This is a genomic window from Sphingobacterium sp. SG20118, assembly GCF_044740685.1.
Lineage (GTDB): Bacteria > Bacteroidota > Bacteroidia > Sphingobacteriales > Sphingobacteriaceae > Sphingobacterium.
Map to the genome: position 1 here is coordinate 156,476 of NZ_CP172826.1, position 16,782 is coordinate 173,257.

General features: G+C 36.9%; 26 protein-coding genes and 1 pseudogene. All 27 read left to right on the forward strand.

From position 1 onward, the window contains the following. The first annotated feature begins 127 nt into the window (after positions 1-127). Positions 128-1,318, forward strand: coding sequence for a serine hydrolase (locus tag ACFX5U_RS00755; RefSeq protein ID WP_038695463.1), 1,191 nt, complete (start codon positions 128-130; stop codon positions 1,316-1,318). 14 nt (positions 1,319-1,332) lie between these two features. After that, complete coding sequence (locus ACFX5U_RS00760) at positions 1,333-1,692, forward strand: CoA-binding protein (protein WP_038695466.1); 360 nt, start codon at positions 1,333-1,335, stop codon at positions 1,690-1,692. Between the two features lie 668 nt (positions 1,693-2,360). Further along, a complete protein-coding gene (locus ACFX5U_RS00765; RefSeq protein WP_400262262.1) occupies positions 2,361-3,608 on the forward strand; it encodes a glycoside hydrolase family 88 protein in 1,248 nt (415 codons plus the stop codon). 268 nt (positions 3,609-3,876) lie between these two features. Further along, positions 3,877-4,389 (forward strand): DUF2264 domain-containing protein, encoded by a 513-nt coding sequence (locus ACFX5U_RS00770; RefSeq protein ID WP_400262263.1) that lies wholly within the window; start codon positions 3,877-3,879, stop codon positions 4,387-4,389. Next, the gene (locus ACFX5U_RS00775; RefSeq protein ID WP_400262264.1) at positions 4,355-5,146 is read left to right on the forward strand and encodes a DUF2264 domain-containing protein; all 792 of its coding nucleotides are present in this window, start codon (positions 4,355-4,357) and stop codon (positions 5,144-5,146) included. Before ACFX5U_RS00770 ends, ACFX5U_RS00775 begins: the two co-directional genes overlap by 35 nt. A 231-nt stretch (positions 5,147-5,377) precedes the next feature. Next, a complete protein-coding gene (gene rplC / locus ACFX5U_RS00780; protein ID WP_038695472.1) occupies positions 5,378-5,995 on the forward strand; it encodes a 50S ribosomal protein L3 in 618 nt (205 codons plus the stop codon). 3 nt (positions 5,996-5,998) lie between these two features. Continuing rightward, positions 5,999-6,628, forward strand: coding sequence for a 50S ribosomal protein L4 (gene rplD / locus ACFX5U_RS00785; protein ID WP_038695474.1), 630 nt, complete (start codon positions 5,999-6,001; stop codon positions 6,626-6,628). A 1-nt stretch (position 6,629) separates the two neighbouring features. After that, entirely contained in the window at positions 6,630-6,920 is a 291-nt protein-coding gene (rplW, locus tag ACFX5U_RS00790) for a 50S ribosomal protein L23 (RefSeq protein WP_038695476.1), read from the forward strand. A gap of 6 nt (positions 6,921-6,926) precedes the next feature. Continuing rightward, the gene (gene rplB / locus ACFX5U_RS00795) at positions 6,927-7,754 is read left to right on the forward strand and encodes a 50S ribosomal protein L2 (RefSeq protein ID WP_038695478.1); all 828 of its coding nucleotides are present in this window, start codon (positions 6,927-6,929) and stop codon (positions 7,752-7,754) included. After that, positions 7,754-8,020 carry a 30S ribosomal protein S19 gene (gene rpsS, locus ACFX5U_RS00800; protein ID WP_021189653.1) on the forward strand — a complete coding sequence of 89 codons (267 nt, stop codon included), beginning with the start codon at positions 7,754-7,756 and terminating at the stop codon, positions 8,018-8,020. Before rplB ends, rpsS begins: the two co-directional genes overlap by 1 nt. A gap of 6 nt (positions 8,021-8,026) precedes the next feature. Next, positions 8,027-8,461 (forward strand): 50S ribosomal protein L22, encoded by a 435-nt coding sequence (gene rplV / locus ACFX5U_RS00805; protein ID WP_280571156.1) that lies wholly within the window; start codon positions 8,027-8,029, stop codon positions 8,459-8,461. 11 nt (positions 8,462-8,472) lie between these two features. Beyond that, positions 8,473-9,264: a 30S ribosomal protein S3 gene (rpsC, locus tag ACFX5U_RS00810; protein ID WP_038695484.1), complete on the forward strand. Its 792-nt coding sequence runs from the start codon at positions 8,473-8,475 to the stop codon at positions 9,262-9,264. Between the two features lie 54 nt (positions 9,265-9,318). Continuing rightward, complete coding sequence (gene rplP / locus ACFX5U_RS00815; RefSeq protein WP_038695486.1) at positions 9,319-9,741, forward strand: 50S ribosomal protein L16; 423 nt, start codon at positions 9,319-9,321, stop codon at positions 9,739-9,741. Positions 9,742-9,833: 92 nt separating this feature from the next. Further along, on the forward strand, positions 9,834-10,052 hold the full coding sequence (gene rpmC, locus ACFX5U_RS00820) for a 50S ribosomal protein L29 (protein WP_038695488.1): 219 nt from the start codon (positions 9,834-9,836) through the stop codon (positions 10,050-10,052). Between the two features lie 12 nt (positions 10,053-10,064). Continuing rightward, the gene (gene rpsQ / locus ACFX5U_RS00825) at positions 10,065-10,319 is read left to right on the forward strand and encodes a 30S ribosomal protein S17 (protein WP_038695490.1); all 255 of its coding nucleotides are present in this window, start codon (positions 10,065-10,067) and stop codon (positions 10,317-10,319) included. A 1-nt stretch (position 10,320) separates the two neighbouring features. Continuing rightward, entirely contained in the window at positions 10,321-10,689 is a 369-nt protein-coding gene (rplN, locus tag ACFX5U_RS00830) for a 50S ribosomal protein L14 (protein WP_021189647.1), read from the forward strand. Between the two features lie 2 nt (positions 10,690-10,691). Continuing rightward, positions 10,692-11,039 carry a 50S ribosomal protein L24 gene (gene rplX, locus ACFX5U_RS00835; RefSeq protein WP_038695492.1) on the forward strand — a complete coding sequence of 116 codons (348 nt, stop codon included), beginning with the start codon at positions 10,692-10,694 and terminating at the stop codon, positions 11,037-11,039. Beyond that, a complete protein-coding gene (rplE, locus tag ACFX5U_RS00840) occupies positions 11,039-11,608 on the forward strand; it encodes a 50S ribosomal protein L5 (protein WP_038695494.1) in 570 nt (189 codons plus the stop codon). Before rplX ends, rplE begins: the two co-directional genes overlap by 1 nt. Beyond that, the gene (gene rpsN / locus ACFX5U_RS00845; protein ID WP_038695496.1) at positions 11,601-11,870 is read left to right on the forward strand and encodes a 30S ribosomal protein S14; all 270 of its coding nucleotides are present in this window, start codon (positions 11,601-11,603) and stop codon (positions 11,868-11,870) included. The genes rplE and rpsN overlap by 8 nt, the downstream gene beginning before the upstream one ends. Positions 11,871-12,007: 137 nt before the next feature. Continuing rightward, a complete protein-coding gene (gene rpsH / locus ACFX5U_RS00850; RefSeq protein ID WP_038695498.1) occupies positions 12,008-12,406 on the forward strand; it encodes a 30S ribosomal protein S8 in 399 nt (132 codons plus the stop codon). A gap of 20 nt (positions 12,407-12,426) precedes the next feature. Then, entirely contained in the window at positions 12,427-12,981 is a 555-nt protein-coding gene (rplF, locus tag ACFX5U_RS00855) for a 50S ribosomal protein L6 (protein ID WP_038695500.1), read from the forward strand. Continuing rightward, positions 12,978-13,340 (forward strand): 50S ribosomal protein L18, encoded by a 363-nt coding sequence (gene rplR / locus ACFX5U_RS00860; RefSeq protein WP_400263560.1) that lies wholly within the window; start codon positions 12,978-12,980, stop codon positions 13,338-13,340. The genes rplF and rplR overlap by 4 nt, the downstream gene beginning before the upstream one ends. 11 nt (positions 13,341-13,351) lie before the next feature. Further along, positions 13,352-13,870, forward strand: coding sequence for a 30S ribosomal protein S5 (rpsE, locus tag ACFX5U_RS00865; protein WP_038695504.1), 519 nt, complete (start codon positions 13,352-13,354; stop codon positions 13,868-13,870). A gap of 5 nt (positions 13,871-13,875) precedes the next feature. Then, positions 13,876-14,055: a 50S ribosomal protein L30 gene (gene rpmD / locus ACFX5U_RS00870; RefSeq protein WP_038695506.1), complete on the forward strand. Its 180-nt coding sequence runs from the start codon at positions 13,876-13,878 to the stop codon at positions 14,053-14,055. 114 nt (positions 14,056-14,169) lie between these two features. After that, positions 14,170-14,617: pseudogene (gene rplO, locus ACFX5U_RS00875) on the forward strand (50S ribosomal protein L15). 3 nt (positions 14,618-14,620) lie between these two features. Then, positions 14,621-15,934, forward strand: coding sequence for a preprotein translocase subunit SecY (gene secY / locus ACFX5U_RS00880; RefSeq protein WP_400262265.1), 1,314 nt, complete (start codon positions 14,621-14,623; stop codon positions 15,932-15,934). A 34-nt stretch (positions 15,935-15,968) separates the two neighbouring features. Next, entirely contained in the window at positions 15,969-16,751 is a 783-nt protein-coding gene (gene map, locus ACFX5U_RS00885) for a type I methionyl aminopeptidase (RefSeq protein WP_038695513.1), read from the forward strand. Positions 16,752-16,782 lie beyond the last annotated feature (31 nt).

Consider the following 16,782-nt stretch of genomic DNA (forward strand, 5'->3'; position numbering starts at 1 on the left):
TCATATAAGTATTAAAAGGGTCACTTTAAATAAAGTGGCCCTTTTTTTTTGTTTTTTTCTTTTTTTAATACTAAAATGTTCATTTTAGCATTAAGACATAAGAATAGAAATAGAATCCAATAAAATAGTGAAATTATATATAATACAAGGTCTTGTTGCAACTCTTATAGCAACAACTATATCGTGCAGCTCCAAAGAAGAAAAAAAGCAACAAGCATTTGTTGAACAGGCTAAAACAGATAGTCTAAAGCTTATTTATAACCCTGCTGATGCGGATCCAAAAATAGACGCATTTATGCAAAATTTGCATAAGAAATCTGGTTTTAACGGTAATGTTTTAATAGCTAAAAATGGAAAAATTTTATATCAAAATTCATTTGGTTGGGCTAATTACCTTTTAAAAGATAGCTTGAAGATTGATTCAAAATTTGAGCTCGCTTCTGTTTCGAAACCGATGACTGGTATAGGTATATTAAAATTGGTTGAGGAAGGTAAATTAAGCTTAGATCAAACAATTAATGATTTTTATCCAGATTTTCCATATACCGATATTACGATAAAACAATTGTTATCACATCGTTCTGGATTACCCAATTATGTTTACTTTTCTGATGAGCATTGGAAAGAAAAAAAGAAAGGGATGAGCAATCAAGATGTTATGCGAATGCTGACAGAGTTCAAACCGAATCGCTATGGTAAACCTGATGGTAAATTTTTTTATAATAACTCAAACTTTATGGTTTTGGCGGCTATTATTGAAAAGGTAACAAAGCAGAGCTATGCAGAATGGATGAAAGAAAATGTCTTTATGCCGGCTGGTATGACTAATACGGTAGCGCTATCAAAAGCAATATATGAAAAAATTCCTACGGATGTTGTTGGTCATGATAAAGTGTGGAGACGATCTGTTGTGCAGAATTTCCAAGATGGTCCCATGGGGGATAAAGGTATTTATAGTACGGTAAGGGATCTTTACAAACTTGATTTGGCTTTAAGCGAGGGACGATTACTGAAGAAGGAGACTTTAGACTCTGCTTATGTGGATCGTGCTAAGTCTAAGAATGGAATCTTTGGATATGGATTAGGTTGGCGTACTTTTCATCATCGTGACGATGTTATGATATATCATACTGGATGGTGGCATGGATTTCGTAATCTTTATGTTAGGGATATAAAAAATAATATTACGATTGTCTTGCTTTCTAATATGGCCAATGGTAGCTTGGTGAAATTGGATGAACTTTACAAAATATTAGGTATGCCAATATTGAGAAAGGGCGCATACAATGATGCCGGTAATGCAGCTGATGATGTTTAATAGGAGATGTAAATATGAAAAAGACACTAATTATAGGAGCTAGTACTAACCCAGACCGATATTCGTATAAAGCTGCTCTTAAATTGAGGAAGTATGGACATGATATTGTCAATATAGGTTTAAAAAAGGGAGAGGTTGCTGGAGTGGAAATCGAAAAAATAGGTGATATACACCAAGATATAGATACGATTACGTTATATGTTAGCGCGAACAATCAGAAGAGTTTTTATGATTATATATTGGCAACCAATCCTAAACGGATTATTTTTAATCCTGGAACTGAAAATCCCGAATTAGTTGGGCTTGCGGAAAAATTGGGGATTCTGACCGACAATTCTTGTACTTTAGTGCTTTTAAGTACAGGTCAATACTAGTCTAAGTCTGATGCTATATAAAGGTGTTAATATAGCAAAATACAAATTTAATTTATAAATGAAAGGTTGGCTTATTAAGAGTCAACCTTTTTCATTTGTCTATTTCTTCTCAAACGATTTCGTAAGTTTCCCTTGTGTCTCTAGTAAAAAAACTACATTTTTAGAGACCAATAGAATCTATCATGAAAATTATATTCATTTATTTTTACCTACTGTTCTTTTATGGTCAATATGCAAACGGTTGGGATAAAACTGTATTTCATATTTATGATATTGCGGATACGATTTATCACGGTATTTTTTACGTGTAATGATTTATTTGGAACAATGACGTATTTGGAATCATAATTAAGGATAGTTGTGCTGAATTACGATTTTATAATTAGCAATTGTTAACCGCGGTGATTATGTAACAGTTTTTAAAAAGATTGAATCTAACAGTAGTGATGTTTCTGTTTTTTTTGGACGGATATAATCAAATTGATCCTTTAGAAGGACATGTTTTCCCTGTTTCTGGAAATACAAAGAGCCTGTTTGTAAATTTTAAGAAAATTAAGGATTCTCGATTGATTAAAGTATGGGATAAGCTTTATTGTACAAATGCTAGTGAAAAGTGAAAAATTAAATAATGTATAAAATAAGAGCGAATTAAGATTAGTATATTTATTATGAAAATGAAAAACCAAATCCTTTTTGTGTTATGTTCAATATTGGGAATAGCAACAGTGAATGGGCAAGTTAAGAATCTGAAATTAACGAAGGACTTTATCCAAAAAAATTTGGATGATGCAGCGCAGCAAATTAAAGTGCTCGCAGCAGAGACACCAAATGAAAAATTTCCTAAAACTTTTGAAAATAATAAACAGGTTTTTTCTTCATCTAGCTGGTGGTGTTCTGGTTTTTATCCCGGTACTTTGTGGTATTTATATGAGGGAACTCATGATCGTGAATTACTTCAAAAAGTGGAAGATAAGTTACCTTTTTTGGAGAAAGAGAAAAATAATAAAGGTACGCATGATTTGGGGTTTATGTTATTTTGTAGTTTCGGTAATGGATTACGGTTAACGGGAGATACGGTAAAATATAAGCACGTCTTAGTAACAGGGGCGGAATCATTAGCTTCACGATTTAATGAGACGACAAAAACAATTCGATCATGGGATCATAAGCCTTGGAATTATCCTGTTATTATTGATAATATGATGAATTTGGAATTTTTGACAAAGGTATCGAAGATGACTGGGAATCAGAAATATTATGATTTAGCTGTAACACATGCACAAACAACATTGAAGAATCATTTTAGAAAGGATTATAGTTCTTATCATGTTATTGATTACAATGAAGCTACAGGTGGAGTTATTGGTAAAAAGACTCATCAAGGTGCATTTGATGAATCGGCATGGTCTAGAGGGCAAGGTTGGGCCCTGTACGGTTATACAATGATGTATCGTGAAACTAAGAAGAAGGAATTTTTAAATCAAGCAAGACACATAGCCAAATATATTTTAAATCACCCAGCATTACCAGAGGACCTTATACCATATTGGGATTTTGATAAGGATAAAATTGACCCTTCAAATAAGATGTATTCGAAAAAAGATTTGCGTGATGTCTCTGCGGCGACTTTATATGCTTCGGCATTGCTAGAGCTTTCCCAATATACGAAGGGGCAAGAGTCGATACTCTATCTGACTAAAGCAGAGACTATGCTTACCAATTTATCAAAAACACCCTATAAATCTGTAGCTGGTGAAAATGGAGGCTATTTGTTAAATCATAGTGTTGGGGCTTTGCCATTGAATTCGGAAGTTGATGTGCCTTTGACATATGCTGATTATTATTATGTTGAGGCATTAATTAGATATAAAAGGCTATTAGAGGGACAATCTGTTATTTTTGAGATTACCAAGTAATTTATGTGCTTGATTAGTTTCTCAATTGGGAAGAGGACGGATATCAGTCTGATTCGGTATAAGAGATAATCAAGTTGTGCTAAGAAATTATACAGCTTTTATAAAAGTATGAAGGAATATATCCGTTTGTTTGTAATAATTATCAACTACCAGTATAATCTATTGACACGGCATTTTAATTTTTTAGACTTGCTTTTTTTTAAGCAATGTTGTTTTTTAAATGTGAATTAGAGATAATACTAAATTGACAAGTTGTAATATCAAATTTATGAAAAGAAGATTATTATTGAAGTTATTGGGCGGGGCAGGTATAGGTACTTTGGCTACATCGTTGCCAATAGATGCGAAGGCTGAATCTCAACATGAGATGAAGGAATCGGTTACCGAGAATGATCGTTCCTATTGGGTTGCAATATTAACGAAGATAGCCTCGCCAATCTTGAGTAATATCAGTATACAACAGTGGAGAAAGAACATGCCAATGGAAGTTAGTCCAACATTTGATAATAGAGATTCGGGTGTGGGATATCTGGAAGCTTTTGGGAGGCTGTTGGCAGGAATGGCACCTTGGCTTGCCCTTTCTGATGATGACTCTGATGAGGGTAAGCTTCGTGAGCGATTACGAAAGCAGGCTTTATTAGGAATTAAATATGGAGTCGATCCGATATCACCAGATTATTTCACTTGGAGAGGGGCTTCGTCTCAAACCTTGGTAGATGCGGCACATCTTGCTTTGGCTTTTCTTCGTGCGCCAAAAGCACTATGGGAAACCTTTGGATGAATTGACTAAGAAAAGAGTTGTAGAAGAATTTAAGTTATTGCGCAAAATTAAACCCAACGAAAGTAATTGGCTTCTATTTGCGGCAATGATAGAGACATTCTTGTATAGTATAAACGAAGATTGCGTGCGAGAGAAGATCGATTACGCTGTCAATAAGTTTGATCAAGAATGGTATGTTGGAGATGGATGGTATAGTGATGGAGCTCGTTTTAGCTTTGATCATTATAATGGTTACGTTATACACAATATGCAGGTTGAAGCACTTCGGCATAATAGATGTGCAGGTGAGAAATATAAAGAGATGTTTGATAGGGCTTATAAACGTATGCAACGTTATGCTCATCATTTGGAACGAATGATTTCTCCGGAGGGACATTACTTGGTCGTGGGCAGATCGTCAACTTATAAAAATGCGGCTTTTCAACCTTTGGCCGCTGTTGCATTGGAAAACAGATTGCCAGAGGATATTTCTAAAGGTCAAGTAAGAGCAGCTCTTACCGCTGTGCTTAAGCATATTTTTATTGATAAAACATTTTCACCATCAGGATGGCTTCGAATGGGGGTCTTGGGGGATCGTCAAGAAAATTTAGCAGATTATTATACTAATGCTGGCTCTATGTATGTGGCTTCGTTATCTTTTTTGCCTTTAGGCCTACCTGATGATGATGAATTTTGGACATGCGCTGCTGAGAAATGGACATCGCAGAAAGCATGGGGAGCAGAACAATTTCCGAAAGATTATTATGTCGCATATTAATTCTTGTGTATATTCTTTGAAGTTCATTGGTGTTTTTTTTTATCGGCTTTCGTTTTTTTGGCGTTTAAAGTTCTTTTTTGTTTTAGAAAAGGCTTAAAAAAATAAAAAATAATGTGCTAATAATTTGGTAGTTAGAAAATTATTTGTACTTTTGCAATCCCTTATTGGGAGAAATACGTCTTGAGCGAAGCCCTACTGCTTCGATGGACTTTTAATTAATTAATTTACAACATGTCAGGTATTATTGGAAAAAAAGTAGGAATGACAAGCCTGTTTGATGCAGAGGGAAAAAACATTCCGTGTACTGTTATTCAAGCTGGTCCGTGCGTGGTTACGCAGATACGTACGGAAGAGAAAGATGGCTACGCTGCTGTTCAACTTGGCTTCGGTGAAGCTAAGGAAAAGAACACAACGAATTCTTTAAAGGGGCACTTTGCAAAAGCAAACACAACGCCTAAGCGTAAGCTGGTAGAGTTTAAAACTTTCCCAGATGCTAAACAACTTGGTGACGTCGTTGACGTTACACTTTTTGAGGAGGGCGAGTACGTTGACGTAGTCGGTACTTCAAAAGGTAAGGGTTTCCAAGGTGTAATGAAACGTCATGGATTTGGTGGTGTAGGTGGTGCGACTCACGGTCAGCACAACAGATTACGTGCGCCAGGTTCAATTGGTGCGGCTTCTTGGCCTTCGCGTGTATTTAAAGGTATGCGTATGGCGGGCCGTATGGGTGGTGATAAAGTTAAAGTTCAAAACTTACAAGTTTTGAAAGTTTACGCTGATCAAAACCTAATCGTTGTTAGTGGTTCCATCCCAGGAGCTAAAGGTTCTTATGTAGTTGTAGACAAATAGGAAATGGAAGTTAAAGTTTTAAATTTATCAGGTAAAGAAACAGGTGCCAAGGTGCAACTTCCTGAGTCGGTATTTGGGTTAGAGCCTAACGATCATGCGATCTATTTGGACGTGAAGCAGTACTTAGCGAATCAACGCCAAGGAACTCACAAATCTAAACAACGAAATGAAATTGCGGGTTCGACTCGTAAATTACACAAACAAAAAGGTACTGGTGGTGCTCGTGCGGGTTCTATCAAATCTCCATTGTTTAATGGTGGTGGCCGTGTATTCGGTCCTCAACCTCGTGATTACAGTTTCAAATTGAATAAAAAATTGAAACAAGTAGCACGTAAATCAGCGTTAAGCTACAAAGCAATTGATAACAACGTGGTAGTATTGGATGAAGTTAAATTTGACTCAATCCAAACTAAAAACTATGTTGCTTTCGTAAATGCTTTAAATGTAGCAGATGAGAAAACTTTATTGGTTTTATCAGCGCAAGATAATATCGTTTATTTATCAAGCAGAAACTTGAAAAAAGCAAAAGTAACAACTGTAGATCAATTGAATACATATGATGTATTAAATGCAGGTAAGTTATTATTTACTACAGGTTCGCTTAAAACTTTGGAGGAGGCATTAGCTAAGTAATATGGACATTATTAAAAAACCTATCTTAACTGAGAAAGCTTCATTTTTAACGGAAAAATTAAACCGTTATGCTTTCAAAGTAGATCACAGAGCTAACAAAATTCAGATCAAAACAGCAATTGAGGCTATGTTTGGCGTTACTGTTGTTGCAGTTAACACTGCAGTAGTAGCAGGTAAAGCTAAAAGCCGTTACACAAAAGCGGGTTTCGTATCTGGTAGAGCTCCTAAGTATAAAAAAGCTGTCATTACTATTAAGGACGGCGAAACTATTGACTTTTACAGTACTATATAATTAGAGATGGCAGTTAAAAGATTCAAACCGGTAACCCCTGGTACTCGTTTCAGAGTAGGCGCTGACTATTCTGACGTAACAACTAATGTTCCTGAAAAAACATTAGTAGTTGGAAGCAACAAAAGATCGGGCGGTCGTAATAAATCCGGTAAAATGACTATGCGTTACATCGGTGGGGGACACAAGAAAGTTTACCGATTAATAGATTTCAAACGCGATAAAAAAGATATCCCTGCAACAGTAGCTACAATTGAGTACGATCCAAACCGTACAGCACGTATTGCATTATTGCATTATGTTGATGGTGAGAAACGTTACATCATTGCTCCAGCTGGTTTAAAAGTTGGAATGACAGTAGTTGCAGGAGAAAAAGTTGCCCCTGAAGTAGGTAATACAATACCATTAGCAAACATTCCATTGGGATCTATCATCCACAACATCGAATTGAACCCTGGTCAAGGTGGTTCAATCGCTCGTTCGGCTGGTACTTATGCCCAATTGTCTGCTCGTGACGGTAAATATGCTATTATCAAATTACCTTCAAGTGAGACACGTATGATCTTATTGACTTGCGTTGCTACAATCGGTTCAGTATCTAACCACGATAGAAAAATCGAAGTGTTAGGTAAGGCTGGTCGTAACCGTTGGTTAGGACGTCGTCCAAGAGTTCGTGGTGTAGCTATGAACCCAGTCGATCACCCTATGGGTGGTGGTGAGGGTCGTACCTCAGGAGGTCAACCTCGTTCACGCACAGGTGTTTTAGCTAAAGGCTTCAAAACACGCGACAAGAAGAAAACATCGAATCGTTACATCATTGAGAGAAGGAAAAAATAATGGCTCGTTCAATTAAAAAAGGTCCTTATATCGATCACAACTTAGAAGGAAAAGTTCTTTCTATGAATGAAACTAACAAAAAGTCAGTTATCAAAACTTGGTCTCGTAGATCAATGATTTCTCCTGATTTTGTTGGTCATACCTTTGCAGTGCACAATGGGAATAAATTTATTCCTGTTTATGTAACGGAAAATATGGTAGGTCACAAATTAGGCGAATTCGCTCCTACACGTACATTCAGAGGCCACGCAGAAAAGAAAAAATAATAGGTAATGGAAGCAACAAAAAAACTTAAAAAGTCTGTTTTAATAAAACAGCGCAAAGAGCAAGAGAAAGCTCAAATAGGAGGAGCTTCTACTGCCAAATTATTAAATTGCCCTACTTCACCTCGTAAGATGCGTTTAGTAGTGGACTTAATTCGTGGCGAGAAAGTAGAAAATGCTTTATATATTTTAAAGCATACAAGCAAAGAAGTAGCAATCCGTGTAGAGAAATTATTATTATCTGCAATTAAAAACTGGGAGGCTAGAAACGAAGGTAAATCTGTTGAAGATAGTCAATTATACGTTAAAGAAGTATCAGTAGCAGGTGGTCGTCAATTGAAAAGATTACGTCCAGCTCCTCAAGGTCGCGGTTACAGAATTCGTAAGCGTTCAAACCATGTTACTTTGATCGTTGACAGTAAATCTAACGTTGAACAAAACTAATTTATTGAGAAATGGGACAAAAAGCAAATCCAATAGGTAGCAGATTAGGAATCATCAAAGGTTGGGATTCTAATTGGTTCGGAGGAAAAAACTATGCCGATAAATTAGTAGAAGACGAAAAGATTAGAAAATATCTTTCTGTTCGTATAGCAAAAGGTGGTGTAGCAAAAGTTGTTATTGAAAGAACTTTAAAACGTATCACAGTAACTATCCATACAGCCAGACCTGGTATCGTTATCGGTAAAGGTGGTCAAGAGGTTGATAAAATCAAGGAAGAGTTAAAGAAAATCACTAAAAAAGATGTTCAAATTAACATTTTCGAGATTAAACGCCCTGAGTTAGACGCTAAATTAGTGGCTGAAGGTATCGCTAAGCAATTAGAGGCTCGTATTTCATTCCGTCGTGCAATGAAAACTACGATTGCATCTACGATGCGTATGGGTGCTGAAGGTATTAAAGTAATGTGTTCTGGTCGTTTAGGTGGTGCTGAAATGGCGCGCTCTGAGCAATACAAAGAAGGAAGAACTCCTTTACACACATTGCGTGCTGATATCGATTATGCATTAGCTGAAGCATTAACTACTTACGGTAAAATCGGTATCAAAGTTTGGATCTGTAAAGGTGAGGTTTACGGTAAACGTGACTTATCTCCAAACCTTGGTCAAGCTTCTGGTGTGAAAACACGTGGTGGAAACGAAGGCGGTGCTGATCGTCGTGACAACCGTAAAGGTGGTCGTGGTGGTGATCGTCGCGGTGGAAACAACAATCGTGGTGGAAACAACCGTGGTGCAAAAAGAGATTAAAAGTTTAATAGATAACAACATATCTGCTTAAGCAGATTAAAATAGATAACGAACATGTTACAGCCAAAAAGAACAAAGTTCAGAAAGATGCAGAAAGGACGTATGAAAGGTAACGCTTCTCGTGGAGCAGAGTTAGCTTTCGGTTCATTCGGTATCAAATCATTGGAGGAAGCATGGATCACAAGCCGTCAAATCGAGGCAGCTCGTATTGCAGTGACACGTTACATGAAACGTGAAGGTCAAGTTTGGATCCGTATCTTCCCTGATAAACCCGTAACTAAGAAACCTGCAGAGGTTCGTATGGGTAAAGGTAAGGGAGCTCCAGAATACTGGGTTGCCGTAGTACGCCCAGGCCGTATGTTATTTGAAGCAGAAGGAGTGCCTTTAGAAATTGCTAAAGAAGCTTTACGTCTTGCAGCTCAAAAACTTCCGGTTCAAACTAAGTTTGTTATACGTAGAGATTACGTAGAAGCATAAATCGTTGGTAATATCATTATTTAAGCCTTAGGACCGTTACTCCTAAGGCTATATATAAACTAATGATAACCCAATATAACAACTGAAATAAAATGAAAAATTCAGAAATTTTAGAATTATCAACAGAGGATTTAGCTGCTCGTTTAGTAGAAGAGAAAGCTGCCCTTAGCAAATTGAAATTTGCACATGCTGTTTCTGCAATTGAGAACCCTAATGTAATCAAAACGGCTCGTAGACAAATCGCTCGTCTTAGTACGGCGTTGACTACTCGTAAAGCTGCAGCTAAAAAAGAAACAGCCTCTGAGGCATAAATTAAAGTCGAAATGGAAAGACAATTAAGAAAAACAAGAATCGGCTTAGTAGTTAGCAATAAAATGGACAAATCTATCGTAGTAACGGTTGAACGTAAAGTTAAACACCCAATCTATGGTAAGTTCGTGAAAAAAACTACTAAATTTAAAGCTCATGACGAAACTAATACCTGTGGTATCGGCGATACGGTATTAATTATGGAAACTCGTCCGCTGAGTAAGACTAAGAATTGGAGATTAGTAGAAATATTAGAAAGAGCTAAATAACATGGTACAACAGGAATCAAGACTAAATGTTGCTGATAATAGCGGAGCTAAAGAAGTTTTAGTAATCCGTGTGTTAGGTGGCACAGGTAAGCGTTATGCTTCGATAGGTGATAAAATTGTTGTTACCATCAAAAGCGCTTTACCTTCAGGAAACGTAAAAAAAGGTACTGTTTCTAAAGCTGTAGTTGTTAGAACTAAAAAAGAAATCCGTCGTAAAGATGGTTCTTATATTCGTTTTGATGACAATGCTGCAGTATTATTAAATAATAATGATGAACCACGTGGTACACGTATCTTTGGCCCAGTTGCTAGAGAGTTACGTGAAAAACAGTTCATGAAAATTGTATCACTAGCACCGGAGGTTTTATAATTATGGCATACAAGAAAATAACAAAAACTACACACAAAATCAAGATTAAAAAAGGTGATTTAGTGAAAGTTATCGCTGGTAACTCTAAAGGTGTTCAAGGAAAAGTATTGCAAGTTTTAGTGGATGCAGATAGAGCCATTGTAGAAGGCGCTAACTTCATTAAGAAACACACTAAACCAAGTGCGGCTACTCCTAATGGTGGTATTATTGAAAAAGAAGCAGCTATTCATATCTCAAACTTAGCTTTAATCGATCCTAAAACAGGAGCTCCTACTCGCGTAGGTCGTAAAGTTAATGAAGATGGTAAACTTGTTCGTGTAGCAAAAAAATCAGGGGAGGAAATTAAATAATGACTTACATACCAAGATTAAAAGTGAAATATGCGGAGGAAATCCGTACAGCACTTAAAGATAAATTCCAGTATAAAAGTGTTATGCAGGTTCCTAAACTTGAGAAAATCGTTGTTTCACAAGGTGTAGGTGCTGCCACTTCAGATAAGAAATTAATTGATAACGCTCTTTCAGAGATGACATTAATTACTGGACAACAAGCTGTTTCAACTAAATCGAAAAAAGATATCTCAAACTTTAAATTGCGTAAAGGTATGCCTGTTGGTGTACGTGTTACTTTACGTGATAATAACATGTATGAGTTCTTAGATCGTTTAATCGCTGTATCACTTCCACGTATTCGTGACTTCCGTGGTATCAACGATAAAGGATTCGATGGAAGAGGTAACTACAACTTAGGTATTACTGAGCAAATCATTTTCCCTGAGATAAACATTGATAAAATCAACAAAATTCAAGGTATGGACATCACTTTCGTGACTAGCGCAGGAAACGATGTTGAGGCTTTAGAATTGTTGAAACAATTCGGTTTACCATTTAAAAATCAAAATACTAATAACAATGGCTAAGGAAGGATTAAAAGCTCGCGAAGTAAAACGCGCTAAATTAGTAGCTAAATTTGCTGACAAACGTGCTGCGTTAAAAGCTGCTGGTGATTATGCTGCATTAGATAAATTACCTAAGAATGCTTCTCCAGTTCGTTTACACAACCGTTGTAGACTAACAGGACGTCCTAAAGGATATATGCGTCAATTCGGTATCTCTCGTGTTACATTCCGTGAGATGGCATTAGATGGTAAAATCCCGGGGGTTAAAAAAGCTTCTTGGTAATATCGAAAAAAAAAGTAATTTTGCCCCAGCAAATCTTTTATAAGATTTGCTTGGGTTTTTTACGTTAAAATTTATTAATCGGCAAAAGGTCTGTTCCAAAGGTTGGAAAAGAAACCGTTGTCACAATTTTATATACAATGAATACAGATCCAATAGCGGATTACCTTACACGAGTAAGGAATGCCATTAAGGCCAACCACAGGGTTGTTGAAATTCCTGCATCGAACCTTAAGAAAGAAATTACTAAAGTTCTTTTTGATAAAGGTTATATTGCTAATTACAAATTTGAGGATGATGGAATTCAAGGCACAATCAAAATTGCTTTGAAATATAATCCAATTAGCAAAATCTCGGCTATTCGTACGTTGACACGTGTGAGTAAACCTGGTTTAAGAAAGTATGCAAGTGTTGAGACTATGCCTCGTGTTTTGAATGGTTTGGGTATTGCTGTCCTGTCAACTTCTAAAGGAGTTATGACAGACAAAGAGGCTCGCTTACAAAATGTTGGCGGTGAAGTTTTATGTTACGTTTATTAATCTAGGAAAATCACAAAGAAATGTCAAGAATTGGAAAAGCGCCTATCGCTATGCCTGCAGGTGTAACGATGACTGTATCTGACAAGAATTTAGTTACAGTAAAGGGCCCTAAAGGTGAATTAACACAACAAGTTGATCGTGACATTACAGTTGCTCAAGAAGATGGTAACATCGTAGTAACTCGTGCCACAGATCAAAAAAGACACAAAGCACTACACGGATTATACCGCTCTTTATTGAGTAATATGGTTGTCGGTGTAACTGAAGGTTACAAAACTACTCAAGAATTAGTAGGTGTAGGTTACCGTGCAACTTGCACTGGTAATGTATTAGAGTTAACTTTAGGTTTCTCTCACCAGATTGTGTTTATGTTGCCAAAGGAAATTACAGCAACAACAACTGCTGATAAAGGTAAAAACCCTACTATCACTTTGGAATCTATCGACAAACAATTAATCGGTCAAATCGCAGCGAAAATCCGTGGTTTCCGTAAACCAGAGCCATACAAAGGTAAAGGTATCAAGTTTGTAGGTGAAGTATTAAGAAGAAAAGCAGGTAAATCAGCTAAAAAATAATAACCATGGCAGGACATAAAGCATCTCGTAGAGAGAGAATCAAAAAAGGAATCAGAAAACACCTGGCTGGATCAACAGAGCGTCCACGCTTGTCAGTTTTTAGAAGTAATAAAGGTATCTACGCTCAGATAATTGATGATGTTGCAGGAAAGACATTAGTGTCAGCTTCTAGTTCTTCAAAAGAATTTGCTGCTACAGGCAACAAAGTTGAGCAATCAAAAGCAGTAGGTAAATTAGTTGCAGAAAAAGCAGTTGCAGCTGGAATTAGTAAAGTAGTTTTTGACCGTAATGGGTACTTATACCATGGCCGTATCAAATCTTTGGCTGAAGGTGCTCGCGAAGGCGGTTTAGACTTTTAATCATAGAAGAAATGGCATTAAGCAATATAAAAAGAGTAAAATCAAGCGAGATTGAGTTAAAAGATCGCTTAGTAAGTATCCAACGTGTAGCTAAAGTTACTAAAGGTGGTCGTACTTTCAGTTTCTCTGCAATCGTTGTTGTAGGGGATGAAAACGGTATCGTTGGTTTCGGTTTAGGTAAAGCGAAAGAGGTTACTGAAGCTATTACAAAAGGAATTGACGACGCTAAGAAAAACTTAGTTAAAGTTCCAATTATCAAAGGTACTGTTCCTCACTCTCAATATGGTAAATATTCAGGAGGTTCAGTTTTGATAAAACCAGCTATCGCAGGTACAGGAGTATTAGCAGGTGGTGCGATGCGTGCAGTATTAGAGTCTGCTGGTATCAAAGACGTATTAGCGAAGTCATTAGGTTCATCTAACCCACACAACGTGGTGAAGGCAACTATTGACGCTTTGGCTAATATGCGTGATGCATACACAGTAGCACAACACCGCGGTGTCGATTTAAACAAAGTATTTAACGGTTAATTATCATGGCAAAAATAAAAATCACCCAGATAAAGAGCGTTATCGACAGAAGCGAGCGCCAAAAGAAAACTATTGAGGCATTAGGTTTGAAAAAAATCAATCAATCAGTAGAAGTTGAAGCTACACCAGCTATTATTGGCATGGTAAGAAAAGTGAATCACTTAGTAGCTATCGAGACTATTTAATAGTAGCATATGGAAAAGACTCTAGAGTCTTTTCCATTACTTGTTATTAATCAATTTTTTAATCGTTAGGACCTGTTTAGTGAAAGCGAAGGCCTAACACAATTTAGTTTTAAAATGAACTTAAGTAATTTAAGACCTGCAAAAGGTTCGGTAAAAAATCGTAAACGTATTGGTCGTGGTACAGGTTTCTGGTCGCGGTGGTACATCTACGCGTGGTCACAAAGGAGCTGGCTCTCGTTCTGGTAACAGTACGAAAATCGGTTTTGAAGGTGGTCAAATGCCTTTGCAACGTCGTGTTCCTAAATTTGGTTTCAAAAACTTAAATCGCGTTGAGTATAATGGTGTAAACTTAGATGCTCTACAAGAATTGGTTGAGAAACATAATTTAACTGTTGTAAACTTAGAAGAATTAGTTGCTCATGGTTTAGTAGCTAAAAAAGACAAAGTAAAAATCTTAGGTCGTGGAGAGTTGAAAGCTAAAGTTGAAGTAACAGCGCATGCGTTCTCGGCTTCTGCTCAACAAGCTATTGAAGCAGCAGGCGGTTCTATTGTTAAACTTTAATAAATGAAGAAACTAATCACAACCTTAACCAATATTTGGAAAATTGACGATTTACGTACACGTATCTTGAATACGCTACTATTTCTTCTAATTTACCGTATTGGGTGTCATATCGTATTGCCAGGAGTTAATCCTCAAGCTTTGGCCTCTGGTCAAAAAGAAGGATTACTTGGTTTGCTAGATATGTTTGCCGGGGGCTCGTTCTCTCGTTCAGCTATCTTTGCATTAGGGGTAATGCCTTATATTTCGGCATCCATTGTTGTTCAGTTATTGGGCATCGCGGTTCCTTATTTCCAAAAAATGCAGAAAGAGGGTGAAAGTGGTCGTACTAAAATGAATCAAATTACTCGCTATCTTACGTTAGCGATCACTTTGCTTCAAGCTTTTGCATATGTTAGGACTCAGATTGAGCCTGCTGCAAAAACTTTAGCGGACCCTATGTTCACAATTCTTACTGCAATAGTTTTGACAGCGGGTACTTTGTTTGTAATGTGGCTAGGTGAAAAAATTACTGATAAAGGTATTGGTAATGGTATTTCCTTAATCATTATGACTGGTATTATCGCACAATTGCCAAGTGGTATTACCGCGGAGTGGGTGTCACGTATGAGTAAAGGTGGTGGTGGACCAATTCCATTGTTACTGGAATTTTTAGCTTTATTCTTTGTTGTTGTATTTACGATTTTAATCGTACAAGGTGTACGTAAAATCCCTGTTCAATATGCGAAGAAAATAGTTGGAAATAAACAAGTTGGTGGTGTTAGACAGTATATTCCATTAAAGGTAAATGCTGCGGGTGTAATGCCGATCATTTTTGCACAGGCTATTATGTTTGTGCCAATGAGTTTAGGACAATTTTTTCCTAATCTTCAGTCAGATTTCTTGACGTCTTTGAGTAACTATACTTCTGTTGCGTATAATGTAACTTTTGCAGTATTAATTATTGCATTTACATTCTTTTATACAGCTATTATGGTGAATCCTCAGCAGATGTCTGATGATATGAAGAAGAATGGTGGATTTGTTCCAGGTATTAAACCAGGTCTAGAAACAAGTAACTTTATTGATCGTGTGATTTCAAACATCACATTCCCTGGTGCAATTTTCCTAGCGATTATTGCTATATTACCTGCTATTGCAAGTTTATTCGGTATTAATAATCAATTTGCGCACTTCTATGGAGGTACGTCTTTATTGATTTTGGTAGGTGTTGTGTTGGATACTTTGCAACAAATTGAAAGCCACTTATTGATGCGTCATTATGATGGATTAATGAAAACTGGACGTATTAAGGGTAGAAACCCCTGCGTCGGTTGAGGGTGTAGATCAGTCGGCAATTTAAATTCTTTAGATGTCTAAAGTATATTATAAATCAGAGGAAGATATAGAGCAAGTGCGTTTGTCAGCAAATGTACTTTCCCACTTGCTTGGTGAAGTTGCTAAGGTTATTAAACCTGGCATTACCACTTTATCTCTTGATAAGTTAGCTTACGAGTTTATCCATGATAATGGTGGAACGCCAGCGTTTCTTAATTATCATGGATTTCCATACTCACTTTGTATTTCTGTCAATGACCAGATTGTTCACGGATTTCCTAGTGATTATATAATCAAAGATGGAGACTTAGTTTCTGTAGATGGTGGGGTTAACCTGAACGGTTTTATTAGTGATTCTGCATATACCTTTGGTGTAGGTAATGTCACTGAAGAAGCACAGTTGTTACTTGATGTAACAAAAGAATCTATGTATAAAGGCATAGAACAAGCTGTTGCTGGAAAGCGCGTAGGCGATATTGGTTCTGCCATTCAAGAACATGTTTCTAAATATGGTTTTGGTATTGTACGAGAATTGGTCGGACATGGTGTGGGTTATCATTTACATGAAAAGCCTGAAGTTCCTAATTACGGTAAACGTGGCTCAGGAGCTAAACTAGAGTCTGGATTAGTTATTTGTATAGAACCGATGATTAACGCAGGAAAAGCAGGCGTGAAGTTTTGGGATGATGGATGGACAGTAAGTACTGTTGATGGTAAACTGTCGGCGCACTTCGAACAGATGGTCGCAATTCGTAAAGGCGAGCCCGATGTGCTGTTGACATTTGAACACGTGGAGAAAGTTTTAGGTGAAAAATAATTGATTTTCAATTATTTTATATATCTTTGCA